The organism is Pseudomonas sp. RL_5y_Pfl2_73, assembly GCF_963970515.1.
GTDB lineage: Bacteria > Pseudomonadota > Gammaproteobacteria > Pseudomonadales > Pseudomonadaceae > Aquipseudomonas.
The window spans coordinates 197,283-222,957 of sequence record NZ_CAXAPD010000006.1 but is presented as its reverse complement, the minus strand read 5'-3'; the positions used below and the strand labels follow the sequence as shown (position 1 = coordinate 222,957).

Here is a 25,675-nt window from a genome sequence, read left to right as displayed (position 1 = left end):
ACCGCAGACACGGTTCAGCTTGAAAAGTCGCGCAGTGTAACGGCAAAAAGCCGACTTGCTAAGGGCCAATCAGCGCCAATTTATAGCTTCTTTGCGACGCTGCCACCATGGACCCGCAAATAGCGTTCAAGCGCCGCCAGGGAGTCCGGGCAGTAAGGCTTGCGCTGGATTTCATCGAGCACCTGTTCGAGCGGCAGGAAACGCGCTTCGAGGACTTCTTCGGGTTGCAGGACCAGCGGGCCGTCCCACACCGCCGAGAACGCCGAGCACCACAGGCGACTGCCGGGGTCTTCGAAATAAAAATGGTCGTGGGCGGTCAGTTCCACACCGCTCACGCCCAGCTCCTCCGCCAGCTCACGGGCAGCCGACTCGGCGTAGGTCTCATCGGCCTGCACCATGCCGCCCGCCGCCACGTCCCAGAAACCGGGGTAGATGGCCTTGCTCAGGGTACGTCGGTGAACACACAGCTCCCCGGACGAATTGAACAGCATGATGTAGGTGCCCCGTCCGATCAGGCCACGCTCACGCAATTCTGAACGCACCAGGCTGCCGAGCAGGTTGTCCTGCTCATCGACCCACGCGATCAGCTCGGCATCCGAGGCCACTCGGTGAGCGACCTCCCGGGGGCTTTCATTCATCGATCAGCCCTGGTTCAGCAGTTGCCGCAAGTCGATGACCGCTGCGTTGGCTCGGGAAATGTAGTTGGCCATGACCAATGAGTGGTTCGCCAATACACCGAAGCCGCTGCCGTTGAGGATCATCGGGCTCCAGACCGGTTCCTGGGACGCTTCCAGTTCACGAATGATCTGCCGCACGCTGACGGTGGCGTTCTTTTTCGCCAGGACATCGGCGAAGTCCACTTCGATGGCCCGCAGCAGGTGCGACAACGCCCACGCCTGGCCACGGGCCTCATAGAACACGTTATCGATTTGCAGCCACGGGGTCTCGACCACCTCTTCATCTACCTGCGGCACCTGTCCTGGGACCGAGACTTCGGTTTTCAGCGAGGTGTTGAGCTTGACCCGACCAACGCTGGCCGACAGGCGTTGGGACAACGAACCCAGGCGAGTGCCGACATCCCCCAGCCAGTTGTTCAGGTTATCGGCGCGGGCGTAGAACAGTGCGCTTTTCTGGCTCGGGTCGGACAGCCGCGCCTGATAGCGGCTCAGTAAATTGATGCCTTCCTGGTATTCCGACTCGCTGGAGGGCAGCACCCAACTGCGGTTGTTGAAGTTGAAGCGCGGCTCGGCCTTGGCCAGATCGGCGTCCTCGGCGGATTGGGACTGCGAACGGGCAAAGTCCTTGCGCAAGGCGCGGCTCAGGTCGCGGACCTGCACCAACACGCCGTATTCCCAGCTCGGCATGTTGTCCATCCATAGGCCAGGCGGGAAGCGATCGTTGGAGATGTAGCCACCCGGCTTGTTCAGCAGGGTCTCGGCCACCGTCTTGAGCGTTTCGACCGTGGTGTAGCCCACCACCATCTGCCGGCCATCTTTCTCGGCCGCGGCCTGGGCGTTCTGCTGCACAGGGAACAGCGCGGGCTCCTGGCTCCAATACCAGCCGACGGCAATGGTCACCAGCAGGTAAAGACCGATCAGCGTGGCCAGTGCACGGCTGAAAAAAAGCCCACCCAAGAAGCTGCGGGTGTCCGATTTCGGCTCGGCGGCACGTTCAGGCGCGCTGCCCGCGCGTTTTTTCCAGTCCAGCATGGTGATATCCCTTCAATCACTTGAGTTCTCGGTTCGACCACAACCCTACGCCATCGTGCCTGATTTGAAACGCGATAATGCGGCGCCAATCATGCCGGGCGCGACAGGGCAATCGAACAGCACTATAAAGGAAGCGTTGCCGTTGGCCTACGAGACTGGGCGGTCGCAAACTGAATTTCGCGACTGGACAGATTATTGACGTGTGACACTCATGCAAATGAAAAGAGGTGCTAGCATAGAGCCACCAGTCGATCTCAGCATGCACCCTAACTAGTAGTCAGGATATGACCGAGCCAGAAGACCCCAGCCGTGAGCGCCTCAAGCACCACTTTGCCCAGCGGGTAATTCATCAGGCTCGTCAGATCCTGGAGATTTGGCAGCGCCTGCAACGCAGTGAGTGGTCAAACACCGACCTGTCGGAGCTCAGCGAAGCCAATCTACGCCTGCTGCGCTTTGCCGAGCGCTTCGAACAGCCCGAGCACTCCCAGTTGGCCCAAGGCATCAGCCAGTCGCTGCAAGCTGTGGACGCCAATCGCGGGCGCTTGAGCAGCCACCTGATCACCGAAATCAACCGCTTGATGCAGCGCTTGTCTCGTACCGGCCTGCGCCATGGCGACCAGTTGGAACAAACCTTCCTGCCGCCGCTGCGCAAACCCATCTACGTGTTGCTGCAGGACCATGACCGCGCCGAGCGCCTGGCCAAACAGTTGGAGTTCTTCGGCCTCAGCGCCCAGGCGCTGGACAATGTCGCGGCGTTCCGCGCCTCGATGGTCGAACGCCTGCCAGCGGCGATTGTCATGGATGTGGATTTCAGCGGCCCCGGTGCGGGCCTGAAACTGGCCGCCGAAGCCCAGGAAGGCCTGGAACAACCGCTGCCGCTGTTGTTCTTCAGTCTGTTGGAAACCGACACGCCGACACGCCTGGCCGCAGTGCGCGCTGGCGGACAGGAATTTCTCACCGGCACCCTCGAAGCCTCGAGCCTGCTGGAAAAAATCGAAGTGCTGACCTGCGTCGCCCAGTACGATCCATACAAAGTGCTGATCATCGATGACTCCCGCGCCCAGGCCATGCACACCGAACGCCTGCTCAACAGCGCCGGCATCATCACCCGCACGCTGATCGAGCCGATCCAGGCCATGGCCGAGCTGGCGGACTTCCAGCCCGACCTGATCATCCTCGACATGTACATGCCGGCCTGCACCGGCACGGAACTGGCCAAGGTGATACGCCACAACGACCGCTACGTCAGCGTGCCGATCATCTACCTGTCCGCCGAAGACGACCTGGACAAGCAACTCGACGCCATGAGCGAAGGCGGCGACGACTTCCTCACCAAACCAATCAAGCCCCGACACCTGATCACCACGGTGCGCAACCGTGCGGCCCGGGCGCGCAACCTCAAGGCACGGATGGTGCGCGACAGCCTCACCGGCCTGTACAACCACACCCATATCCTGCAACTGCTGGAGGATTGCAGCTTCCGCGCTCGTCGCGAAGGCAAGCCCCTGAGCTTCGCCATGCTCGACATCGACCATTTCAAACGGGTCAACGACAGCCACGGCCACCCCATGGGCGACCGCGTGATCAAGAGCCTGGCGCTGTTTCTCAAGCAGCGCCTGCGCAAGACCGACTTCATCGGCCGTTATGGCGGCGAAGAGTTCGCCATCGTCATGCCCGACACCGACATCGACGCCGCCTGCAAAGTGCTGGATGAAATTCGCCAGCGCTTTGCCGAAATCCACTACCCGGCCCAACCCCATGATTTGTGGTGCACCTTCAGCGCCGGCGTGGTGGAAATGAGCGATGACGCCGACAGCCTGATGATGGCCAGCCAGGCGGACGAAGCGCTGTACCGCGCCAAGCACGCCGGGCGCAACCGGGTACAGAGCGCTCGTCAATCAAAGCAAAGTGCCACTTTTTCATCAGAATCGACTGATTCGGTCATAAACCTGTAACGCAAGCGCAATAAATTCAGGCACTTACGATTCTGCCCCCGGTAGACCCTTGATGCGCCTGAAGCTGCTGACCAATCTCAACACCCTTCTTCTCGTTGCCGTGTGCGTGGGCCTTGGGGCCACGCTGTGGTGGTCGCAGATCGCTCTGGAACGGCCCTACTTGCTGATGGAGCGCTACCTCGGCCTGTCGCGGCAGTTCCAGGGCGAAGTAGCTCGCAACATCGAGGACTACCTGACCAGCGGCGACGCCTTGCGCCTGAGTGCTGCCACCCAGGCCCTGGAGACCCTGCAGAAAGACCTCGATCAGTTCCCGCCGGCACTGGCCAAGCCCCTGCGCCCGAGCCTGTCGAACCTCGATGGTTTCAGCAAGACTGATCTGCTGGCCGCCGGTAAACTAGCCGGCGATCCGCAGGCCTTGCTGCTACAGGCCGAGCGTGAACTGAGCGCCAGCCTCGACCAATTGGCCCAATACGCCAACGGCGCCCCGGCCTACTTGCCACCCTTGTTTGCCGCTTCGCAGCACCTGGGCCGGTTGTCCCTCACGCGGGACAAACTGGTCAGCAGTGGCCACAGCGAATTGGCCACCGACGTCGAGCGGGAACTGGCGAGCATCCGTGTAGAGGCCGAGCGCCTCGACAGCCTGCCACTGCTGGGTGTCACCGCCAGCAGCGAATCAGGCAGCGATGATTTCGCTGCGCTGATGGGTTTGGAAAGCCAGGAAAAAACCGTCGCCGAAGATGCTGGTATCGCCCTCAAGCGCGAACTCAACAGCCTGCTCAGCCGTTACCCGGCAGAGTTGGCCCGTACCCGTGAACTGATCCAGAAACGCACCGAACTGAGCAGCGCCACGCACCTGAAAATCGCCGACGTGCAACAGGCGATCGATGCCATGGAACCGGCGGTACGGGCCCAGCATGGGCAGATCCAGGGAGAGGTTCGCTTGATCCAAGGGGTGATGATTGGCCTGATCCTGCTGATCGCGCTGCTCATCGACACCTTGCAGCGACGCCTGGCCCGTACCTTGACGCACCTGGCTCCAGCCCTGTCGACCTGGGCCGAGGGCGACTTCAGCCGCGATATCCACGTGGGCGCCAGTAACCGCGAATTGCAAGACATCGAGGCTTCGCTCAATCGTCTGCGCGCTTACCTGGCGGACCTGGTGGGCACCATTCGGGTAAACGCCGAGCAGGTCGCGGGTAGCAGCCGGACCCTGGCCGAGCTGAGCGGCGAGCTGCACAGTGGGGCCGAGCATCAGGCTGGCGATACGGCGCTGATCCGCGACTCCCTCAGCGAACTGGAAGCGACGATCCAGCAAGTGGCCGGCGATGCCAGCCAAGCCGCAGACGCCAGCCGCAGCGCCGGGCATGCGGTGGAGCAAGGACAGAAAGTCATCGGCCTGAGCCTCACGGGCCTGCACGCGCTGGTGGGGGAAGTGCAAGGCAACGCACAGATGATCGAACAACTGGCCGAGGAGTCGGCCACCATCGGCGGTGTGCTGACCGTGATTCGCTCGATTGCCGACCAGACCAACCTGCTGGCCCTCAACGCCGCCATCGAAGCCGCCCGCGCCGGGGAAATGGGCCGGGGCTTCGCGGTGGTGGCCGAAGAAGTCCGCTCCCTGGCCCAACGCACGGCCGGCGCCACCGCCGAAATCCAGACGCTGATCGCCCGCCTGCAACAGGCTGCACGCCAATCGGTGGACGGCATGCGCACCCAGGTCGAACACGCCGAAGCCACCGCCAACCAGGCGCAAGCGGCCGACGGCGCGCTGGATGAGATCGTCGGCGCCATCCAGACCATCGCCGACACGGCGGTACGCATCGCCGACGTCACCGCCCAACAAAGCGGCGCCGTCAGCGAAATCCGCGATCACAGCGAACGGATTCACCAACTGGGCGGGGACAACCTGCTGCGCATCGGCCAGGGGCGGGAACAGGGCGATAACCTACTGGTGCTAGGTGGGCGGCTGCATACGGCAGTGCAGGCGTTTCGGGTTTAACACCAAGAAACTGTACGAATCACTGTGGCGAGGGCGCTTGCTCCCGCTCGGCTGCGCAGCAGTCGTAAACCTGCCTACTGTTTTTTCCGATACACCGTTTTGAATGGTTTTGGGGCTGCTGCGCAGCACCGATGGGGGTTGTCGCATGGAGCAGGTTACGGAATTTTGTAACGGTGATCTTCATGCTAGGCTCCCACCCCCTCAAGAAATTGCAAAAGGAGCATGCAATGAGGGTACCTGCGTCGCCACCCGATGTTTCTGTCGAAGAAAATGTGGCAGTGGCATTTCATAAGAAAAATGTTCTGAAAGCTGGATCGGCTTTTATCTACTCTTGGTTTTATACCCAAGTCAGAAATCGTGGCCCTTGGGACTACAAGAAACTATCCGCCGAATATGAAGCCTTTGGAAATTTCAACTACGGTGCCACCGGAGCCGCAGCAGGCTTCAGTGAAGACGTTCTTTTACGGGCTGCAGGCCTGGCCCAAAGTCGAGCAGGAACAACCGCGGCGGAGTTCGGTACATGGTGGGGGCAAGCCCCCTTCGGCGACGATCCGGCAGATCAACGATGGATCAAGGAGGGGATAAAATATGCCAAATTCAGAAACTACTAAAAAGCCCGCCTATCTCACTGTCTTGTGTGCTTTGCTTGCCCTCGCGCTGGCTTACATCAGTTGGCTATGCTTCTTCCCTCAGAATATGCCCCAACTGACAGAGATCGTCTTACGAAAACCTTTGTCCCACGATGCATTTATCTATGGCGTAAAGGATGATCGTGGTGGAGCGACGGTTCCTTTCAGTTATCGCTACTACGTCTATCGGACTCTGGCAGCCGACAGTGACATCCTTTCCGAATTGAAAACCGCGACGCCGTTTCTTGTCACCCGTGATGGCTCAATAACTGTCGACATTCAGGAGTCGACGATTACGGTGTCAGTTGATAAGGAAGTCTATGCCTACCATAGCAACACCCTCTATCGACATGTCGATGGTGTCGACTACACATCCGTGAATATCTATTTGCGTTCAAGTCCTACAGATTAAATGAAGGAGCAGCCTGCTCGCGAAAGCGATGGGTCACCTTGCATCGATGCTGAATGGACCGCCCTCTTCGCAAGCAAGCCCGCTCCCACACTGGATCTTCAGCAGGCATAAATTTTGTGCTCACCACAAATCCCTGTGGGAGCGGGCTTGAACGCGAAAGCAGTGGATCAGTTTGCATCGAGGTTGAATGGGCCGCCGTCATCGCGAGCAGGCACCCACAGGAGGCCCGCTCCAACCGTATGACCGGATCAAAGACCCCAGTCATAAATTTCGCGCAAACATCGGTCATCGTGCTGGCTATTGCAGAGAACTGGACAGTCACAAAGGCTTTGCGGCATAGTCGCCAGGTTCTGATACCTGCTCACAGATAACAAGGAACAGCAGATGGCGACCCTATTGGTCCTGCACGGACCCAACCTGAACCTGCTGGGCACCCGTGAACCGGGCGTCTATGGCGCCGTGACACTGGCCCAGATCAACCAGGACCTGGAGCAGCGGGCCCGCAACGCCGGCCATCATTTGCTCTATCTGCAAAGCAACGCCGAATATGAATTGATCGACCGCATCCATGCCGCGCGTGACGAAGGCGTGGATTTCATTTTGATCAATCCAGCAGCTTTTACACACACAAGTGTCGCATTACGTGACGCGCTGCTGGCGGTGAGCATCCCATTCATCGAAGTGCATTTGTCCAACGTGCACAAACGCGAACCTTTCCGCCATCACTCCTACTTCTCCGATGTAGCAGTGGGAGTGATCTGCGGCCTTGGCGCCAGCGGTTACCGGCTGGCCCTGGAGGCCGCCCTAGAGCAGCTTGAAAAACAGGCAACAGCTTGAACCACAAGCGTTAAACGCCCCTGACCGACCCTTGGGAGTTGATGATTCATGGATATCCGTAAAGTTAAGAAATTGATCGAATTGCTGGAAGAGTCCGGCATCGACGAGCTTGAGATCAAGGAAGGCGAAGAGTCCGTACGCATCAGCCGCCACAGCAAGACCCCGGCCCAGCAGTTCTATGCACCGGCACCGATGCAGGCTCCGGCCGTCGCGCCAGCTCCTGCAGCAGCACCGGTTGCCGCAGCAGCGCCAGCCGCACCGGCTGCGCCAGCGCTCAACGGCACTGTCGCCCGTTCGCCAATGGTGGGCACGTTCTATCGCAAGTCTTCGCCATCCTCGCCGTCCTTCGTTGAAGTCGGCCAGACCGTGAAGAAAGGCGACACCCTGTGCATCGTCGAAGCCATGAAGATGATGAACCACATCGAAGCTGAAACCAGCGGTGTGATCGAGTCCATCCTCGTCGAAGACGGCCAGCCGGTTGAGTATGACCAACCGCTGTTCACCATCGTTTGAACCGCGGAGAGCCTTTGATGACTGCGAAGTTGGAAAAAGTTCTGATCGCTAACCGCGGTGAGATCGCCCTGCGGATTCTGCGTGCCTGCAAAGAGATGGGCATCAAGACCGTCGCCGTTTACTCCAAGGCCGACAAAGAACTGATGCACCTGGGCCTGGCGGACGAATCCGTCTGCATCGGTCCGGCGTCGGCTGCGCACTCCTACCTGCACATCCCGGCGATCATCGCCGCTGCCGAAGTGACCGGCGCTACCGCCATTCACCCTGGCTACGGCTTCCTGGCGGAAAACGCCGACTTCGCCGAACAGGTCGAAAATTCCGGTTTTGCCTTCATTGGCCCGAAAGCCGACACCATTCGCCTGATGGGCGACAAGGTTTCGGCCAAGCACGCCATGATCGCGGCGGGTGTGCCAACCGTTCCGGGTTCCGATGGCCCACTGCCTGAAGACGAAGAAACCGCTTTGCGCATCGGTCGCGAAGTCGGTTATCCGGTGATCATCAAGGCCGCTGGCGGCGGCGGCGGTCGCGGCATGCGCGTGGTACACAAGGAAGAAGACCTGATTTCCTCGGCGAAACTGACCCGCTCCGAAGCTGGCGCGGCGTTCGGCAACCCGATGGTCTACCTGGAAAAATTCCTGACCAACCCACGTCACGTCGAAGTCCAGGTGCTGTCCGACGGCCAGGGCCAGGCAATCCATCTGGGCGACCGCGACTGCTCGCTGCAACGTCGTCACCAGAAGGTCCTCGAAGAAGCGCCGGCACCGGGCATCGACGAGCAGGCTCGCGAGGAAGTCCTGGCGCGTTGCGTCAAGGCTTGCATCGACATCGGCTATCGCGGCGCCGGTACCTTCGAGTTCCTGTACGAGAACGGTCGTTTCTACTTCATCGAAATGAACACCCGTGTTCAGGTGGAGCACCCGGTTTCGGAAATGGTCACTGGTATCGACATCGTCAAGGAGATGCTCAGCATCGCCGCCGGCAACAAGCTGTCGCTCACCCAGGATGACGTGGTCATCCGCGGCCATTCGCTGGAGTGCCGGATCAACGCCGAAGACCCGAAAACCTTCATGCCAAGCCCAGGCACGGTCAAGCATTTCCATGCCCCGGGCGGCAATGGCGTTCGCGTCGACTCGCACCTGTACAGCGGTTATGCGGTTCCGCCGAACTACGATTCGTTGATCGGCAAGCTGATCACCTACGGGGCAACCCGTGACGAAGCCATGGCGCGCATGCGCAATGCGCTGGACGAAATCGTGGTTGACGGGATCAAGACCAACATCCCGCTGCACCGCGACCTCGTACGTGACGAAGGCTTCTGCAAAGGCGGCGTCAACATCCATTACCTGGAGCACAAGCTGGGCAACCAGCACTGATGCTTCAAGTGATGTAAAAAGACCCCGGTCCATTGGCCGGGGTCTTTTTTTGCCTGTCGTTCACGATGCTGGCAAGAACATCAGCTCAGCATCACCGTAGAGAATTCCTGCAAGGCCAGTTGCGCCGCCGTCGCCGGCCGCCCCTGATGGGTGCGAACGGCACCGTTGGCATTGGCCACCAACGGTTCGCTGCGCAAGCGCGTCATGAACCCGCGCGTACGTATCGATACCGGATCAGAGCCCTGCTTAGCCCTCGCCAGCACGGGTACGTAGTAGCGTTCGACCTGACTCTGCGAGGTCTTGAACACTGAGGTGATACCACTGCGCAGATCCAGCGCAACACCATAGTTATTCCCAAAGCAGGAAGAATACGACCAGTGATCCCAGGTGGGCTGCAGACCCTGGCGCCTCATCACCAACCGGACCGGCTCGCCAATGTCGGCCCCCGTCAGCCAGTCCCCACCCACCAGCGTGGCACGAATATCCTTGGGCGATCCCCCCAGGCGCCGCGTCACATCGCGAACACTGCGCTCGATCAGCGTACGGATGTTGTGATCGAAATGAATGACCGCCCCAACCTTGGTGGTCGGGTTGTACAACGAAGCGATCACGCACGTTTGCGCATTCAGCGAGAACAGATAGTTGTCCGCCGCCTCGCTGAACCTCGCCACCATGGCTTCGCCCTGCAACGCCCCCCTCGTCACGTCCGGGAAGACATGCCCGGGAAACGCCTCCCGCAGCTCCCCCACTCGCCCGAGGTTGCGCACATGGTCATTGCCGCCTCTCAAGCCAACCTTGTTATGGGCCCATTTGCCATTCGCCAGCCTGCGGATGGGCAGCTTGTACAACGCGCCGGGACGCCTGGCATCCACCAGGCATAACCCGCCGAAGTAGGGATCCTCCATCACCTGATAGTACCGGCCCTTGCTCCGGATGTAGTGAGCGCCTCGCGGTTGCGTTGCGCTGGATGGACTGCGATAGGTGCCAAAAAAAATCCCCTCCTCGGTCACCGGCTGCAAGTGCTCCGGTGTTCTGCTGACCGCCTGCTGCGGCTTCACGCGGATGGGCGGGATCACCGGCCCAGCCTCTTTGGCGATGCCCGATGTCGAGCGCCTCAAGCGTTGAGCGGACAACGACAGCGGTTTCACCGCAAGCTTCAGGCTCCTCGCCGCGCGCCCTAGTAGCCTGGTCATGCTTGCGGCACCGAGCGTAGCGAACAGCGTCCCCCAGGTCGCAGCCAGCCAGTGGCCAAGCGCGCCTTCCGTGTCGCCTTGCCCATGCGCCTCGACCGCCTGCCCGGCACTGACCGCCACCAAGCCAATGTCCAGCAACAAGGCAAACGGGGGGGTAGACCATGCACACAGGAGCCGCCGCGAAGATCAGGCCCTTGAACACCTGATCCCTGATCATTTCAGCACGACTTGTGGTGATGTCCTCCACATCGGTGACAGCGCGCTCGATGCAAGCATCGAATTCAGCGCTGATATCCATCACCCGATTGAGTTCGCGCAATGTATCGACACGCGTGTTCCCGGCGGCCAGAGCCACCAGCGAACGCCCTACAGCGGCACGCGCGGTGAGTGCAACCCGCTCCAGTACGTAACCATGCAGTTGTGCTGCGACGCTCCCGGAAAAATCCAGGTACTTGCGAAACAGGACCCCATCCGGAGCGTCGGGGGTGTACAACCAATAAAAGGCCTTCGGATCGAAGTAGGTGAAAACGTAGACGCCTTGCACGACATGACCGCCGACCGTCAACTTGATTACACCTTCGCGCGTCACGGCAGCGCCGGGGTGCGTGGCGCCGTTCGCAGAGTTCCCATCGCTCAGCAACGTGACTTGCCGGGTGAGCCACTGGAATTCATCGGTGTTCAATATCGACTTGCCATGGGCCACACGCAGGTCACGGTCCATCCTGGCCAACAGCATGTAACGGTAAGCCTCACGGCGCCTCGGATACTCCGTGGCCTTGGCATCGAGGAAACTGGCGCGGATGTGCCTGGCGTATCGCTCCCCCAGGTAAGCCGCGCGAATGTATGACGCCAGTTCGGCGCTGCGAACCTGCCTCAAGTCCTGCCCGACAGAAGAACGCACGCCTTTTGCGGGGTCGTCGATATCCGCGTTGTGCTCGTATCCGAAGATGGCAAGGTCCAGCAGGCTGGCCGTTTTTTTCTCGGCGGCAAGCCCCGGGCTGTAGTCAATGAAGACCGTGGCCGGATCGACCGCTTCAAGCACCCCCTTGCTATGCAGGTAAGGCGTAATCGAATGGGCGAAGGTACGCTTGGCGAAGTCGATGAAGACTTCATAGTCGGCCAGTTGCTCATCGAATACCTGCCGCTGAACCAGAACCTCCTGGTTCAAGCCGCTGATGTTGCGTCGGGACTCAAGGGGCAACGCCGAGTACCAGCGAGGCGACTCATTCAGTTCCACCTGCGCCAGGTTATTGGCCAGGCCGGTCAAGACCGTGTTCTGAAGACCGGCCCTGAAACCGCTGACCGCCCCCCTGAGGTCTTTGCCCAGGTCCCACGAGGCTGGTTTTTCCGCCACGCCGGCAAAGTATTCCCGGGCTCGCCCATGATCGGTCGCAGAGAGTTGCTGCAGCAGATACTCGCGACCGGCTTCGTTTTGGGTCCAGGCACCGACCTCCCCGCTCAGCGCCCGAAGCGAGGTCAATTCGACCCATTCCTGGCCATCGGGCTTGCCGGGGGCATACAGCAGCAAGCCGCTGACGTCGTCGCCCAAGTCTTCGCGGTAGAACAGAAGAAGATCGGCACACTTCAGGCCATTGGGAAGCACAAGGCCGGCGACACGCCACACGCTGGCGGCTGGCGTCGCGACATCACCCTCCCATAGGGCACGGAGAGCGTCATGGCCGGTCGCCGACAACTGGCCCGCACAACGCGCGATAAACGCACTGCGCTGCAGGCGCGCCAAAAACCAATCGAGCATGGCCTCTTTCAGGTCCGCCCGCTCATATCGGTCGGCCAGTGCTTGCAGGTACCCGGCAGGCGCATCGACGTTCGCCAGCAATCGGCCAATGAAAGCTGGCGAAAGGGACTGGTTACGCAGCATGCCACCATTTTCCACCAGGAACACCGACACCGCGTCCGGCCGTACCGGGCCTGCCGCCACCAGTTCACTCAGGCGGTAAGTGTGCACCGGCTGCCCCATCACCGTTCGCCACTGTAACTGCACGCGAATGCTGTCGGGTTCGACCACCATGTCCAATTCATCCCTGACATAGTCCCTGGTCAATTGCCGAGCGAAGGCCCGCAGCGAAACCAGGTCATCGACCAGTTCATCGACTTGTACCTGCGCCAGCGCGGCCTGGTTTTCAAACGCCCGCAGCCGTTCACGATCCGGATTGCTCAAGCCCCGCAGCCAATGCGGCAATTGCAATCGCGCGAGCGCTCCAAGATCCCGGCGCTCACGGGTTGTTGCCAACGCGATCAAGCGACTCGTCTGGCGCCAGGCGTCCTGGAGCTCTTCGAGCTGTTCTCGCAACTCATCGACGTCCAGGCCGGCCAGATGGTCAGGCTGGAAAAGCCCGTCGACCGCGACCCGATGCTCATCGAGTCTTTGCCTGACCAACGCTTCGAGCGAGGCGTCCTGCGACGCCATTCGCCAATGCCGTCGCAGATAGTCCTTGTAGTGACTGACAAACCTCAGCGCCGCACTTTCCACCGCCAGGGCAACGTACTCACGACGCTCGGGGGCGAACCCCAGGTCTACTCCCTCGGGCCAACGGTAGGGCAAATCCTGCTCTTCGTCATAAACCACAGGCGCCTGGTCGATCATGCGCTGCAACACCGTGTCGAGCAGAGTGCCAATGAAGTGTGGATCGATGTTGCCTTGGTGATAATGGGTGCGCAGCTCGACCAGCAGGTACTCTTCCAGCACCTCCAGCAAGCTCATCTGGGTTTGCAGTCGCGCGTCGATAGCCACTTGCCAACGCGTCAATTTCTCCAGGGTCACGTGTGCAGTCGCCGCCTGCGGGGAAGAGACCAGCCCCGTGCGCGCCATGTTGCTGTGCCGTTCGGCAGTGATGTCCATACACATTCCTCCCTGCTGTGTGGACCGGCACCTTATCCGCCCGGCGATACGCCCATGGCATACATATATATATCGAAACACCCACCCGGACGGCGCGAGACTCGCTTATCCACTTTGCCCGCGACCTGGCGTACACTGCGCGCCTTTGCAGCCCTGCGCTGCCCCCTCTAGATTTTTTCCAAAGGTGCCCGCCATGCCTTGGCTGCAAGTACGTCTGGCCATCAGCCCGGAACAAGCCGAAACCTACGAAGACGCGTTTCTTGAAGTAGGCGCCGTATCGGTAACCTTCATGGACGCCGAAGACCAGCCGATCTTCGAGCCGGAGCTCAACACCACCCCACTGTGGTCCCACACCCACCTGCTGGCCCTATTCGAAGACGGGACCGAGGCAGCCAGCGTGCTGGCCCATCTGGAGCTGCTGACCGGCAGCCCGCTGCCCGAGCATCACAGTGAAGTGATAGAGGACCAGGACTGGGAACGCAGCTGGATGGACAACTTCCAGCCGATGCGTTTCGGCCAGCGCCTGTGGATCGTCCCAAGCTGGCACGCCGCGCCAGAACCGGACGCGGTCAACCTGCTGCTGGACCCGGGCCTGGCGTTCGGCACCGGCACCCACCCGACCACCGCACTGTGCCTGGAATGGCTCGACGGCCAGGAGCTGAAGGGCTGCAACGTACTCGACTTCGGCTGCGGCTCGGGGATCCTGGCGATTGCCGCGCTCCTGCTGGGCGCCAGGGAAGCGGTTGGCACCGACATCGACGTCCAGGCCCTGGAAGCCTCCCGCGACAACGCCGGGCGCAACAACATTGCCGAAGCCCTATTCCCACTGTACTTGCCGCAGGACTTGCCACAGGTCCAGGCCGACGTGCTGGTGGCCAACATCCTCGCCGGCCCGCTAGTGTCCCTGGCGCCGCAACTGTCGAGCCTGGTCAAACCGGGCGGACGCCTGGCGCTGTCGGGTATCTTGGCCGAACAGGGTGCAGAAGTCGCCGCCGCTTATGCCGCGGACTTTGACCTGGACCCGATCGCCAATCGCGATGGCTGGGTGCGCATCACCGGACGTCGGCGCTAGAATGAGCGCCTGTATCCACCGGATTGCCGCATGACTGACAGTTTCGTCACCCAGTGCCCGCATTGCCATACCCGTTTTCGCGTCAGCCATACTCAATTGAGTGTGGCCCGCGGGGTGGTTCGTTGCGGCTCGTGCCTGCAAGTGTTCAATGCCGCACGACAGTTGCTGGAACAACGCACCGCCAAGCAAGCGACGCCTGCTGTCGCGCCGCCCTCCAAACCGGAGGACGAAGCCCTGCCTCGGGCGATCAGCCAGAAACAATGGAGCGCCGCCGAGCTGGATCTGGATGACCTGGACAAGGAACTGGCGCGCCTGGAGCGGCGCGACAATCGCGCGCCGGGAAACACTGGCCGGCGCCGGGAAGACAACCTGAGCGCGCAGCGCGACTCGCTCTCCAGCGAGCAGCAAGCCTGGCCCGACAGCCTGTACAGCGAAACCTTGAGCGAACGCGCCGACGCCATCCTCGATACCCCTGTCGAACCGTTCGAGCCCCACGAGCCGGCCCGGCCACCACGCACCGAGCCGTCGCTGTCCCTGGCCCTTGAACCACTGGAACCAGACGACGAGCCTGGCGCCCCACTCCACCTGGCGCCGGACGACGAGCCCGACGAACACCTCGAGCGCCTGTCCGCCACCGACGACCACGACGACGAACCCGAGCAACCGGTGCCACTTCGCAAGTCACGCGAACGCCAGGAGCCAGGGATACGCGCCGAGGCCCTCCACGACCTGGACGACGACCCGCTGCAACTGGACTGGCGCAAACGCCGCTCGCCCTGGGGCCGACGCTTGTTGTGGGCCCTGCTGATACTGCTCGCCGCCGCAGCCCTGGGCGGCCAGTACATCGCCTACCATTTCGAAGAAATGGCCCGCCAGGACCAGTACCGGCCGTGGTTCCTGCAAATCTGTCCGACCATCGGCTGCGAAGTACCGTCCAAGGTCGACATCGCCAAGATCAAGAGCAGCAACCTAGTGGTGCGCAGCCATCCGGAGTTCAGCGGCGCCTTGGTGGTGGACGCGATCATCTACAACCGTGCGCCCTTCTCCCAACCTTTTCCGTTGCTGGAGCTGCGCTTTGCCGACCTCAACGGGCACCTGATCGCCAGCCGTCGCTTCAAGCCCGGGGAATACCTGGGCGGCGACCTCCAGGACCGCGGCGAAATGCCGCCCCAGACGCCCATTCACATCGCGCTGGATATCCTCGACCCTGGCCCCAAAGCGGTGAACTACAGCCTGAGCTTCCATTCCCCTGAATGAATCCTGCCAGGGTCGACCAATTGACGGCAGCTTTCTGACTGACCCCAGCCAGACCAAACCGCTGGCGATAACAAAATAGCTGTTCAGATTTTATCCAATTCGATCTTTATCCAGTCATCGAGAGCGGGTATCATGCCAACCCTTTTTCGAAGTCTCATGATCCGGCCCCACTTCAGGGAAGTCCTATGTCGGCGGTACGCATCGGCCCATATACATTGCAGAACGGCCTGATTCTCGCTCCTATGGCGGGGGTCACCGACCAGCCCTTTCGTCAACTGTGCAAGCGGTTGGGTGCAGGATTGGTGGTTTCGGAAATGGTCACCAGCGACATGAGTTTGTGGAACACCCGCAAATCGCGTCTGCGCATGATCCACGAAGGTGATCCCGAGCCCCGCTCGGTGCAGATCGCCGGTGGCGACGCACAGATGCTGGCGGAGGCGGCCCGGGCGAACGTCGAGCTGGGGGCGCAGATCATCGACATCAACATGGGCTGTCCGGCGAAAAAGGTCTGCAACAAGGCCGCCGGCTCTGCACTGTTGAAAGATGAAGCGCTGGTCACCGAGATCCTGCAGGCGGTCGTCGCCGCGGTCGATGTACCGGTGACCCTGAAGATCCGCACCGGCTGGGACCGGGAGAACAAGAATGGCCTGGTGGTGGCGAAGATCGCCGAACAGGCGGGCATCACGGCGCTGGCGGTCCACGGCCGCACCCGCGCCGACCTGTACACCGGCGAAGCCGAGTACGACACCATCGCCGCGATCAAGCAGGCCGTGTCGATTCCGGTGTTTGCCAATGGCGACGTCGATTCGCCCGAGAAGGCCCGGTACGTGCTCGACGCGACCGGTGCCGATGGCCTGTTGATCGGCCGGGCCGCCCAGGGGCGGCCATGGATTTTTCGTGAGATCGAACACTTCCTGCGCACTGGCGAAAAGCTTGCGGCGCCGCAGTTGTCCGAGGTGGAACGTATTCTGCTAGAGCATCTGGCCGCGCTACATGCCTTCTACGGAGAAGTCATGGGCGTACGCATCGCTCGCAAGCATGTGGGCTGGTATCTCGCAACCCTGCCGGGCGCCAGGGAGTTTCGCGCCCGTTTCAATCGTTTGGATGGTACGCAAGCACAATGCGCCGACGTTCAGGCGTTCTTCGCTGAACGTTACAAGAGCCTGACAGGGGACGAAGGGGTGGCCGCATGACGATGATGACCGAGACTTTAGTGAGTGGAACAACACCCGTGAGCGACAACGTGAATTTGAAACAGCACCTCAATACGCCCAGCGAAGAAGGCCAGACCCTTCGCGGGAGTGTCGAGAAGGCGCTGCACAATTATTTCGCCCACCTTGAGGGCGCTGCCGTCACGGATGTGTACAACCTGGTGCTTTCCGAAGTCGAGGCGCCTCTGCTCGAAAGCGTGATGAACTACGTCAAGGGCAACCAGACCAAGGCCAGTGAGCTGCTGGGCCTGAACCGCGGCACCCTGCGCAAGAAACTCAAGCAGTACGATCTGCTGTAAGCATTCAATCAAACCAGAAAGGCGCCCGCGTAAAAACGGTCGCCTTTTTTGCTGACTTCCCTTGCTTTTGATGGAAATTGAAATGACCGACCAGACCACCCGCCTGCCGATCCGCCGCGCCCTGATCAGCGTCTCCGACAAGACCGGAATTCTCGAATTCGCCCGCGAGTTGCAACAGCTGGGCGTCGAGATTCTCTCCACCGGCGGGACCTTCAAGCTGCTGCAGGACAACGGCGTCGCCGCAGTGGAAGTCGCGGACTACACCGGTTTTGCAGAAATGATGGACGGTCGGGTCAAGACCCTGCATCCGAAAATCCACGGCGGGATCCTCGGCCGTCGCGGCATCGACGACGCCATCATGAACGAACACGGCATCAAGCCGATCGACCTGGTAGCGGTCAACCTCTACCCGTTCGAAGCCACCATCAACAAGCCCGGCTGCGACCTGCCGACCGCCATCGAGAACATCGACATCGGCGGCCCGACCATGGTCCGCTCGGCGGCCAAGAACCACAAGGACGTGGCCATCGTGGTCAACGCCAGTGACTACGCCAGCGTGCTGGAAAACCTCAAGGCCGGCGGCCTGACCTACGCCCAGCGTTTCGACCTGATGCTCAAGGCGTTCGAACACACCGCTGCCTACGACGGCATGATCGCCAACTACATGGGCACCGTGAACCAGGCTGCTGAGACCCTGTCGACCGAAGGTCGCAGCGAATTCCCGCGCACCTTCAACACCCAGTTCGTCAAGGCCCAGGAAATGCGCTACGGCGAGAACCCGCACCAGAGCGCGGCGTTCTACGTGGAGGCCAAGCCTGCCGAAGTCGGCATTGCCACCGCCACCCAGCTGCAAGGCAAGGAACTGTCGTTCAACAACGTGGCCGACACCGACGCCGCGCTGGAGTGCGTGAAGAGCTTCGTCAAGCCGGCCTGCGTCATCGTCAAGCACGCCAACCCGTGCGGCGTGGCGGTGAGCCCGGACGCCGAGGGCGGCATCCGCCAGGCCTACGAACTGGCCTACGCCACCGACACCGAGTCGGCGTTCGGCGGCATCATCGCCTTCAACCGTGAACTGGACGCCGAGACCGCCAAGGCCATCGTCGAGCGTCAGTTCGTCGAAGTGATCATCGCCCCTTCGGTCACTGAAGAAGCCCGCGCCATTGTTGCCGCCAAGGCCAACGTGCGCCTGCTGGCCTGCGGTCAGTGGGATGCCAACCGTGCGCCGGCCTGGGACTACAAGCGCGTCAATGGCGGCCTGCTGGTACAGAGCCGCGATATCGGCATGATCGGTAGCGAAGACCTGAAAGTGGTGACCAAGCGCGCCCCGAGCGAGCAGGAAATCAACGACCTGATCTTCGCTTGGAAAGTCGCCAAGTACGTCAAGTCCAACGCCATCGTCTACGCCAAGAACCGCCAGACCATCGGTGTCGGCGCCGGCCAGATGAGTCGCGTGAACTCGGCCCGCATCGCCGCCATCAAAGCTGAACACGCCGGTTTGCAGGTACAAGGTGCGGTCATGGCCTCCGATGCGTTCTTCCCGTTCCGCGACGGCATCGACAACGCGGCCAAGGTCGGTATCACCGCGGTGATCCAACCGGGCGGTTCGATGCGTGACAGTGAAGTGATTGCGGCTGCCGATGAAGCCGGTATCGCGATGGTCTTTACGGGCATGCGCCACTTCCGTCACTGATACACCGCTCCCCTTGTAGGAGCTGACAAGTGAAACGGGCTGCGATCTTTTGATCTGGCTGTGAAAAGCAAAATCAAAGATCGCAGCCGCGTTTCACTCGTCAGCGCCTACAGGGGATTGCAGCGCCTCCCACAGTTTTGAGGTTTTTGAAATGAATGTTTTGATCATCGGCAGCGGTGGCCGTGAACACGCCCTAGCCTGGAAAGTGGCACAGGACCCGCGCGTCGAGAAAGTCTTCGTCGCCCCGGGTAACGCCGGCACCGCCATCGAAGCCAAGTGCGAGAACGTCGCCATCGACGTGCTGGCCCTGGAGCAGCTTGCAGATTTCGCGGAAAAAAACGTCTCGCTGACCATCGTCGGCCCGGAAGTGCCGCTGGTGGCCGGTGTGGTCGATCTGTTCCGCGCCCGTGGCCTGGACTGCTTCGGCCCGACTGCCGGTGCCGCGCAGTTGGAAGGCTCGAAAGCGTTCACCAAGGACTTCCTGGCGCGTCACAAGATCCCGACCGCCGACTACCAGAACTTCACCGAAATCGAACCGGCCCTGGCATACCTGCGCGAGAAAGGCGCACCGATCGTGATCAAGGCCGACGGCCTCGCTGCCGGTAAAGGCGTGATCGTTGCCATGACCCTGGCCGAAGCCGAAGATGCCGTGCGCGACATGCTCGCCGGCAATGCCTTCGGTGACGCCGGCTCCCGCGTGGTGATCGAAGAGTTCCTCGACGGCGAGGAAGCCAGCTTCATCGTCATGGTCGATGGCAAGAACGTTCTGCCAATGGCCACCAGCCAGGACCACAAGCGTGTCGGCGATGGCGACAGCGGCCCGAACACTGGCGGCATGGGTGCCTACTCCCCAGCCCCGGTGGTGACCGCCCAGGTGCACCAACGCGTCATGGACCAGGTGATCTGGCCGACCGTGCGCGGCATGGCCGAGGAAGGCAATGTCTACACCGGCTTCCTCTATGCTGGCCTGATGATCGACAAGGCTGGTAACCCAAAAGTCATCGAATTCAACTGCCGTTTCGGCGATCCTGAGACCCAGCCGGTAATGCTGCGCCTGCAATCGAGCCTGGTCTTGCTGGTCGAGGCTGCACTGGCCCAGGCACTGGACAAGGTCGAAGCCCAGTGGGATCCACGCCCAAGCGTCGGTGTCGTTTTGGCGGCTGGCGGTTACCCGGGCGACTACGCCAAGGGTAGCGCGATCCAGGGCTTGGACGCCGCGGCCCGCCTGGAAGGCAAGGTCTTCCATGCAGGCACGGCGTTGAAGGATGGGCAAGTGATCACCGCCGGCGGTCGCGTGCTTTGCGCCACCGCCATGGGCGCCAGTGTCGACGAAGCTCAGCTGCAGGCCTACAAGCTTGCCGCCGAGATCGACTGGGAAGGTTGCTTCTACCGCAAGGACATTGGCTACCGCGCCATTGCCCGTGAGCGTGGCGAAAATCTGGAATAACCCGGCCATTCAGCCAGGCAAGGGTCTGCGGCCCTTGCCTGACTGTTCCGGCGCCGCGCATAGTTATAATCTGGCATCAACCTACGAAGGGATTTCGCCGTGCGCTGGCTCAGGATTGCCATAGGCCTTACCGTCACCTTGCTGACGCTGCTCTGCATGCTCCCGGCCCAGGCCGCGCCAGGCAGTGGCTGGGCGGTATTGCTCGACGAACAGGGCGACCTCACGCTGAGCGACATCCGTTCTGCCCGCTACACCAATCAATTCAGCCCCATCGACCTGGAGCGCCTCCAGGCCGCCGAGCCCGGCGGGGCATTGTGGTTGCGTTTCCGCCTGGCCCCCGACCGGCATGAACAGATCCTGCGCATCTTCGCGCCCGACCTGTCACGCCTGAACCTCTATGTGTTGAACGGCGATGCCCTGGTTGACCAACAAATCAGCGGCAATGCCACGCCACATACCGAACCTGTGGTACCTAGCAGCGATTTCATACTGCCCCTGCCGCGCAGCGACAAATCGCTGGACGTCTACCTGCGACTGGCCTCGCACCATGAACTGCGCCCCTACATCACCTTGCAATCGGCGGTCGTGGCCGCGGCCGATCAGAACCAGACGCTGATCTATGGGTTGCTGTTCGGCTGCATCACCATGCTGATCCTGCACAACCTCACCCGCTACGCCTACACCCGCTCACGCAGTTGCCTGTGGCTGGCAGCCTGTGAAGGACTGCTGATGCTCAGCCTGGTGCTGTTGCTGAACCTGGCCGGACCCTGGCTGCCCGACTGGCCAGCCGTCCAGACGCCCGGGGCCTACCTGGCCTTGCTGCTGACAGCGCCGTGCGGCCTGATGTTCGCCTACCGTTTCTTCGCGCCCCTGGGCCCGCACCCGTTGAACCGGCTGCTGCTGGGGGACATTGTGCTCGTCATGCTGTGCAGCCTGTTGCTGTTGTTCGTCAACACGCTACCGCTCAATATCATGACCTATGTCCTGGTGGCCCTGGCCGGCCTGAGCATGCTGTTCGTCAGCGCCTGGCACTGGCAAAAAGGCTACCGCCCGGCCCGACTGTTCGTCGCGGCCATGGTGGTCTTCAACCTGGGCACGCTGATCATCCTTCCGGCACTGCAAGGGCTCACGGAAGTTCCTCCCCAAGGCTTGATCATCACCCTGCTGATCTTCATCTGCATCAGCGGCCTGTTGATGAGTGTCGCCCTGGGCGAGCGCCAGCGCTCGATCAACGAAAGCCGGTTCAGCATCAGCCGCGACCTGGCGGCGAGCAATGCCGAGATCAATGCCAAGGCCGAGTTCCTGGCCAAGATCAGCCACGAGATCCGCACCCCGATGAACGGCGTGCTGGGCATGACCGAGTTGCTGCTGGGCACGCCGTTGTCGGTCAAGCAACGCGACTACGTGCAGACGATCCACAGCGCTGGCAATGAGCTGCTGACCCTGATCAACGAGATCCTCGACATCTCCCGGCTCGAATCCGGACAGATCGAACTGGACGACGTGCAGTTCGATCTCAATGCACTGATCGAGGATTGCCTGAGTATCTTCCGCGCCAAGGCCGAACAGCAGAATATCGAGCTGATCAGTTTCATCCAGCCCCAGGTGCCACGCGTGATCAGCGGTGACCCGACGCGGCTGCGCCAGGCACTGCTGAGCCTGCTGGAAAACGCCCTGAAGAAAACCGATGAGGGCGAAGTGCTGATCGTCGTCGCCCTCGACGAGCGCAGCAATCAGCCGCGCCTGCGTATCGCCGTACAGGACAGCGGGACGCCGATGGACGCCGAAGAGCGCGACACGCTGATGCACGCCGAACTGCACAGCAAGAATTTCCTGTCGGCCACGCGCCTGGGGGGAAACCTGGGCCTGGTCATCGCCCGTCAGTTGATCATCCTGATGCACGGGGAATTCGGTATCAAAAGCGGCAGCACCCAGGGCAGTACCCTGTGGCTGACCCTACCGCTGGATCCGGATCGCCTCGAACATCCGACTTCCGACCTCGATGGTCCGCTGCAAGGGGCGCGGGTATTGATCGTCGACGACAACGACACCTGCCGCAAAGTCCTGGTGCAACAGTGCAGCGCCTGGGGCCTGAACGTCAGTGCGGTGCCATCGGGCAAGGAAGCCCTGGCGCTGCTGCGCACCAAGGCGCACCTGCGCGATTATTTCGACGTGGTGTTGCTGGACCAGAACATGCCGGGCATGACCGGCATGCAACTGGCGGCCAAGATCAAGGAAGACCCGAGCCTGAACCACGACATCCTGTTGATCATGCTCACCGGTATCAGCAATGCGCCAAGCAAGATCGTGGCACGCAACAGCGGGGTCAAGCGCATCCTCGCCAAACCGGTGGCCGGCTATACCCTCAAGACCACCCTGGCGGACGAGCTGAACCAGCGCAACCGGGGCCAAGCGACGAATGTCCAGGTGAACGCCGGCCCTCCCATCCCAGTGAAGGTGCCGAGCGATTTCCGCATCCTGGTGGCCGAGGACAACAGCATTTCCACCAAGGTCATCCGCGGCATGCTCGGCAAGCTCAACCTGCAACCCGACACGGCCAGCAACGGCGAAGAAGCCCTCAAGGCCATGAAGGAGCAGCGCTACGACCTGGTCCTTATGGACTGCGAAATGCCGATCCTCGACGGCTTTTCCGCCACCCAGCAATTGCGCGCCTGGGAAATGGGCAACCAGCGGACCCGCACCCCCGTGGTGGCGCTCACCGCGCACATCCTGGCCGAGCACAAGGAACGCGCCCGTCAGGCCGGGATGGACGGCCATATGGCCAAGCCGGTGGAACTGTCGCAGCTGCGTGAGCTGATCGAACACTGGGTCGCTCAGCGCGATCAGCAAAAACCGACTGCATCGACTTATTGAGCCAAGCCTGCGAGAGCGCGCGCTTCAGAGCTCCAGGGCACTGAGGTAGGTGGACGCTTGGGACAGCACTGAACGCTTTACCTTTTCCCTGAAGGTGGCGTAGTACAGCGTATTGAAGTTGATGGTGGTCATTTGCTCGACGCTGTTGCGCACCCAGTCGCTTCGTTCGATGAACAAGAATCGAGACGCCTGTCGACGCAGCTGGAACTGGCAGTGATAAACGCCCATTGCAATTCGATGGGTGCCGTTCGGCACGCAGGGAATCATCTGGAAAATGCCTGTGTCGCGAGACAGGCTGGTTGATTCGAACAGCTCGAGCGCTTTCGGATTGTTCTCCAGCGCCACCAACGCACCACTGGCCGGGGTGTGAAAAGCTTCGCCAAGACGAGCTTCGATATGTTGCGTCGCCCCCGCCCCCAAAGGCTTGCCTTCAATGGCAGGCAACGCCTGCGGGCGTGGCACGTCCCAACCCAGGAATTTGAGTTGGTTGCAGTAATAGTCGAACCAATTCCCTGACAACCCGGCACGGTAGGCCGCCCAAGTGGCCCGTTGCGCGTACAGCGTGCTCAAGTACACATCTTCCCTTTGGGACGCAGGCAGACCGGCCGCGAACGAAACAACACTGCCGCCAACGACCGCCGCGGATGGAATCGGCCCCGTCATCGGCCCACCTCTTCAGCAGGACAAAGAGCCAAATCCTCGATAGCCTCAGTGATCTGCGCGACGTGGTCGCCCACGACAGCCCCCACCTTACGGGCGATAACCTCGCGAGCCGGTGCGAACAATGTTTCGCTCAGTTGCATATGAAAATAACGCGCCGACACACAACCGTCGATGTCCTTGTCATCAAAGCATTGCCCCCATGGGTTGGCATCGATTGCTTTCCCGGTGCTGAATTGCAAACAGAGACCTGTCATCGAAACAGGGCTATGCGCCACGATCACCAACAAGCGCATGGAGCTGGACGATGAAGGGTTCGGTGTCGGGTCAGGTTCGTTGTGTTTTTGCATCTGCTTGCGCAGGATACTCAGCGCCGGCAGCGAGCCGGGTAACGCAGCCACACGACCCAACACCGTCATGATTTGCTGTTGCTGATCCAGCCGATCATCCAAGGGGATTGCTGCGACCCACTCCAATGGCGAGCTGACCCCTTCTTTTTTCGGTAGCAGGTCCTTTCGCCGTTTGGCACCTGAAACCCAGGCGACACTCAGGACCTCCATATAACTATCGTACCAATCAGCCCTCGGTATACGCTGCAGAGTCTTGTTAGCCACCAACTGCGCGAGCAAGACCGAATTCATCAGGTCGTCAACGGCCGTTTCACGCACAGAGGAGGAAACTAAAACAATCGCCGCCGCGTTAACAAAAATCGAATATTCCTTGTCCATGCTTTTATTCCTCTTGAACATAAGGCAACCGACCATCCGGCTGCCTTATTTAAACTAAGCTTAGATTTCGTACTCTTCGATCTTGCTGACGGCATGATTACCCAGCCGACCAATAATGACGCCTCGGGTTTGCTCGACAATACTCGGTACTTTCCTGAAAACCGACTCGCCTTTATACAGCTTCACTTCGCGACTGCTCCAATCTGCAAACAAAACCTGGGTCGCGCTATTGCGCCGAATAAAGCGTACGGTGCCAAGCAACATGCTGACTTCACCGTCTATTTCGACACAGGTACCGGCCGCCATTCCACCCACCCCATGTTCCAGCAGGTTTCGCTCGAAAAGGGTCAGCGTCTTTTCCTTCTTCTGCAAGGCCGTGATTGCACTGTCGGCGACCTTCAACAACAGCGCCGAAGTAGCGCTTCCGAGGGCAATACCCGCGACTACGGAACCGAGAATGTCCAATACCAGCTTGTCCATTCGCACGGTGTTGCCGGCGATGCTCAGATCATCATAGAACCGCTGCGTCGCGACCCAACCGGCGTTCGTCATGACCTCAACAAACTTGTAGTACCACTCTCGCCCTTGGGATTCGAGAGGGTATTGCCTGTTGGCAACCAGGGAGGCAAAGAGAAAAGCATGCTGCGCATCTTCTTGATGCTGGGGAGAAAGACCACCGGCGAACGCCAGGATGCCTTCACCGACAACCGATCCCTTCGTCGGTGGTTCAATATCGCCCACATACAACGAACGAGGACTGATATCAGGGTAAATTTCGTAACTTTCCAGCCGCGCCACACAGGCAGCTACAGCGTTATCACACATTTCATAACTCATCACTTACTCCTTAAACTATTAAGCAAGTCACTCCATAACTTGCAGCCCCACCTTAATCAACCGAACCAGACTCAACAACTCTCGACTTGTAACTTCAAAATAAAACCACCAATTTAACAG

21 protein-coding genes are annotated in these 25,675 nt (G+C 60.8%); 14 read left to right on the top strand and 7 right to left on the bottom strand.

The annotated features are described in order from the left end of the window. Positions 1-80 precede the first annotated feature (80 nt). Both AACY42_RS08415 and AACY42_RS08410 read right to left on the bottom strand, forming a co-directional pair. Complete coding sequence (locus AACY42_RS08415) at positions 81-638, bottom strand: NUDIX hydrolase (protein ID WP_339478535.1); 558 nt, start codon at positions 636-638, stop codon at positions 81-83. 3 nt (positions 639-641) lie between these two features. Next, positions 642-1,709, bottom strand: a complete 1,068-nt coding sequence (locus tag AACY42_RS08410) for a DUF2333 family protein (RefSeq protein ID WP_339478533.1) — start codon at positions 1,707-1,709, stop codon at positions 642-644. 284 nt (positions 1,710-1,993) lie between these two features. Between AACY42_RS08410 and AACY42_RS08405 the strand changes: the two genes are divergently transcribed. The 7 genes from AACY42_RS08405 (at position 1,994) to accC (ending at position 9,427) form a co-directional block, all read left to right on the top strand. Next, a complete protein-coding gene (locus tag AACY42_RS08405) occupies positions 1,994-3,664 on the top strand; it encodes a GGDEF domain-containing response regulator (protein WP_339478532.1) in 1,671 nt (556 codons plus the stop codon). 52 nt (positions 3,665-3,716) lie between these two features. Then, a complete protein-coding gene (locus AACY42_RS08400; RefSeq protein WP_339478531.1) occupies positions 3,717-5,663 on the top strand; it encodes a methyl-accepting chemotaxis protein in 1,947 nt (648 codons plus the stop codon). Positions 5,664-5,890: 227 nt separating this feature from the next. Continuing rightward, the gene (locus AACY42_RS08395; protein WP_339478529.1) at positions 5,891-6,274 is read left to right on the top strand and encodes a polymorphic toxin type 44 domain-containing protein; all 384 of its coding nucleotides are present in this window, start codon (positions 5,891-5,893) and stop codon (positions 6,272-6,274) included. After that, positions 6,252-6,704, top strand: coding sequence for a hypothetical protein (locus tag AACY42_RS08390; protein ID WP_339478528.1), 453 nt, complete (start codon positions 6,252-6,254; stop codon positions 6,702-6,704). Before AACY42_RS08395 ends, AACY42_RS08390 begins: the two co-directional genes overlap by 23 nt. Before the next feature lie 384 nt (positions 6,705-7,088). After that, positions 7,089-7,541 (top strand): type II 3-dehydroquinate dehydratase, encoded by a 453-nt coding sequence (aroQ, locus tag AACY42_RS08385; RefSeq protein WP_214913524.1) that lies wholly within the window; start codon positions 7,089-7,091, stop codon positions 7,539-7,541. 48 nt (positions 7,542-7,589) lie between these two features. Then, positions 7,590-8,054: an acetyl-CoA carboxylase biotin carboxyl carrier protein gene (accB, locus tag AACY42_RS08380; RefSeq protein WP_339478524.1), complete on the top strand. Its 465-nt coding sequence runs from the start codon at positions 7,590-7,592 to the stop codon at positions 8,052-8,054. A gap of 17 nt (positions 8,055-8,071) precedes the next feature. Continuing rightward, positions 8,072-9,427, top strand: coding sequence for an acetyl-CoA carboxylase biotin carboxylase subunit (accC, locus tag AACY42_RS08375; RefSeq protein ID WP_339478522.1), 1,356 nt, complete (start codon positions 8,072-8,074; stop codon positions 9,425-9,427). An 80-nt stretch (positions 9,428-9,507) separates the two neighbouring features. On the opposite strand, the gene AACY42_RS08370 is transcribed toward accC, so the two are convergent. After that, positions 9,508-10,215, bottom strand: coding sequence for a hypothetical protein (locus AACY42_RS08370; RefSeq protein ID WP_339478520.1), 708 nt, complete (start codon positions 10,213-10,215; stop codon positions 9,508-9,510). Positions 10,216-10,225: 10 nt separating this feature from the next. Then, a complete protein-coding gene (locus tag AACY42_RS08365) occupies positions 10,226-13,480 on the bottom strand; it encodes a dermonecrotic toxin domain-containing protein (RefSeq protein WP_339478519.1) in 3,255 nt (1,084 codons plus the stop codon). Positions 13,481-13,673: 193 nt separating this feature from the next. On the opposite strand from AACY42_RS08365, the gene prmA reads away from it, so the two are divergent. The 7 genes from prmA (at position 13,674) to AACY42_RS08330 (ending at position 23,330) form a co-directional block, all read left to right on the top strand. Then, on the top strand, positions 13,674-14,552 hold the full coding sequence (prmA, locus tag AACY42_RS08360; protein WP_339478517.1) for a 50S ribosomal protein L11 methyltransferase: 879 nt from the start codon (positions 13,674-13,676) through the stop codon (positions 14,550-14,552). Positions 14,553-14,582: 30 nt separating this feature from the next. Then, positions 14,583-15,809, top strand: coding sequence for a DUF3426 domain-containing protein (locus tag AACY42_RS08355; protein ID WP_339478514.1), 1,227 nt, complete (start codon positions 14,583-14,585; stop codon positions 15,807-15,809). A 185-nt stretch (positions 15,810-15,994) separates the two neighbouring features. Beyond that, complete coding sequence (gene dusB, locus AACY42_RS08350) at positions 15,995-17,002, top strand: tRNA dihydrouridine synthase DusB (protein WP_057448329.1); 1,008 nt, start codon at positions 15,995-15,997, stop codon at positions 17,000-17,002. Continuing rightward, positions 16,999-17,319 (top strand): DNA-binding transcriptional regulator Fis, encoded by a 321-nt coding sequence (gene fis, locus AACY42_RS08345; RefSeq protein WP_003186237.1) that lies wholly within the window; start codon positions 16,999-17,001, stop codon positions 17,317-17,319. The genes dusB and fis overlap by 4 nt, the downstream gene beginning before the upstream one ends. 82 nt (positions 17,320-17,401) lie before the next feature. After that, a complete protein-coding gene (gene purH / locus AACY42_RS08340) occupies positions 17,402-19,009 on the top strand; it encodes a bifunctional phosphoribosylaminoimidazolecarboxamide formyltransferase/IMP cyclohydrolase (protein ID WP_339478509.1) in 1,608 nt (535 codons plus the stop codon). A gap of 151 nt (positions 19,010-19,160) precedes the next feature. Further along, positions 19,161-20,456 (top strand): phosphoribosylamine--glycine ligase, encoded by a 1,296-nt coding sequence (gene purD, locus AACY42_RS08335; RefSeq protein ID WP_339478507.1) that lies wholly within the window; start codon positions 19,161-19,163, stop codon positions 20,454-20,456. Between the two features lie 99 nt (positions 20,457-20,555). Continuing rightward, positions 20,556-23,330 carry a hybrid sensor histidine kinase/response regulator gene (locus AACY42_RS08330; protein WP_339478505.1) on the top strand — a complete coding sequence of 925 codons (2,775 nt, stop codon included), beginning with the start codon at positions 20,556-20,558 and terminating at the stop codon, positions 23,328-23,330. 24 nt (positions 23,331-23,354) lie between these two features. Here the strand turns inward: AACY42_RS08330 and AACY42_RS08325 are convergent, their stop codons facing one another. The 3 genes from AACY42_RS08325 to AACY42_RS08315 all read right to left on the bottom strand — a co-directional run bounded on the left by AACY42_RS08325 (position 23,355) and on the right by AACY42_RS08315 (position 25,555). Beyond that, complete coding sequence (locus AACY42_RS08325; RefSeq protein ID WP_339478610.1) at positions 23,355-23,891, bottom strand: hypothetical protein; 537 nt, start codon at positions 23,889-23,891, stop codon at positions 23,355-23,357. Positions 23,892-23,989: 98 nt separating this feature from the next. Next, positions 23,990-24,718 carry a hypothetical protein gene (locus AACY42_RS08320; RefSeq protein ID WP_339478504.1) on the bottom strand — a complete coding sequence of 243 codons (729 nt, stop codon included), beginning with the start codon at positions 24,716-24,718 and terminating at the stop codon, positions 23,990-23,992. Positions 24,719-24,778: 60 nt separating this feature from the next. Then, a complete protein-coding gene (locus AACY42_RS08315) occupies positions 24,779-25,555 on the bottom strand; it encodes a hypothetical protein (RefSeq protein ID WP_339478503.1) in 777 nt (258 codons plus the stop codon). Positions 25,556-25,675: the final 120 nt, after the last annotated feature.

Bases quoted from the DNA above. Each gene is read 5' to 3' on its own strand.
- AACY42_RS08415 (WP_339478535.1), bottom strand. From the start codon at position 638: ATGAATGAAAGCCCCCGGGAGGTCGCTCACCGAGTGGCCTCGGATGCC.
- AACY42_RS08410 (WP_339478533.1), bottom strand. From the start codon at position 1,709: ATGCTGGACTGGAAAAAACGCGCGGGCAGCGCGCCTGAACGTGCCGCC.
- AACY42_RS08405 (WP_339478532.1), top strand. From the start codon at position 1,994: ATGACCGAGCCAGAAGACCCCAGCCGTGAGCGCCTCAAGCACCACTTT.
- AACY42_RS08400 (WP_339478531.1), top strand. From the start codon at position 3,717: ATGCGCCTGAAGCTGCTGACCAATCTCAACACCCTTCTTCTCGTTGCC.
- AACY42_RS08395 (WP_339478529.1), top strand. From the start codon at position 5,891: ATGAGGGTACCTGCGTCGCCACCCGATGTTTCTGTCGAAGAAAATGTG.
- AACY42_RS08390 (WP_339478528.1), top strand. From the start codon at position 6,252: ATGCCAAATTCAGAAACTACTAAAAAGCCCGCCTATCTCACTGTCTTG.
- aroQ (WP_214913524.1), top strand. From the start codon at position 7,089: ATGGCGACCCTATTGGTCCTGCACGGACCCAACCTGAACCTGCTGGGC.
- accB (WP_339478524.1), top strand. From the start codon at position 7,590: ATGGATATCCGTAAAGTTAAGAAATTGATCGAATTGCTGGAAGAGTCC.
- accC (WP_339478522.1), top strand. From the start codon at position 8,072: ATGACTGCGAAGTTGGAAAAAGTTCTGATCGCTAACCGCGGTGAGATC.
- AACY42_RS08365 (WP_339478519.1), bottom strand. From the start codon at position 13,480: ATGGACATCACTGCCGAACGGCACAGCAACATGGCGCGCACGGGGCTG.
- prmA (WP_339478517.1), top strand. From the start codon at position 13,674: ATGCCTTGGCTGCAAGTACGTCTGGCCATCAGCCCGGAACAAGCCGAA.
- AACY42_RS08355 (WP_339478514.1), top strand. From the start codon at position 14,583: ATGACTGACAGTTTCGTCACCCAGTGCCCGCATTGCCATACCCGTTTT.
- dusB (WP_057448329.1), top strand. From the start codon at position 15,995: ATGTCGGCGGTACGCATCGGCCCATATACATTGCAGAACGGCCTGATT.
- fis (WP_003186237.1), top strand. From the start codon at position 16,999: ATGACGATGATGACCGAGACTTTAGTGAGTGGAACAACACCCGTGAGC.
- purH (WP_339478509.1), top strand. From the start codon at position 17,402: ATGACCGACCAGACCACCCGCCTGCCGATCCGCCGCGCCCTGATCAGC.
- purD (WP_339478507.1), top strand. From the start codon at position 19,161: ATGAATGTTTTGATCATCGGCAGCGGTGGCCGTGAACACGCCCTAGCC.
- AACY42_RS08320 (WP_339478504.1), bottom strand. From the start codon at position 24,718: ATGGACAAGGAATATTCGATTTTTGTTAACGCGGCGGCGATTGTTTTA.
- AACY42_RS08315 (WP_339478503.1), bottom strand. From the start codon at position 25,555: ATGAGTTATGAAATGTGTGATAACGCTGTAGCTGCCTGTGTGGCGCGG.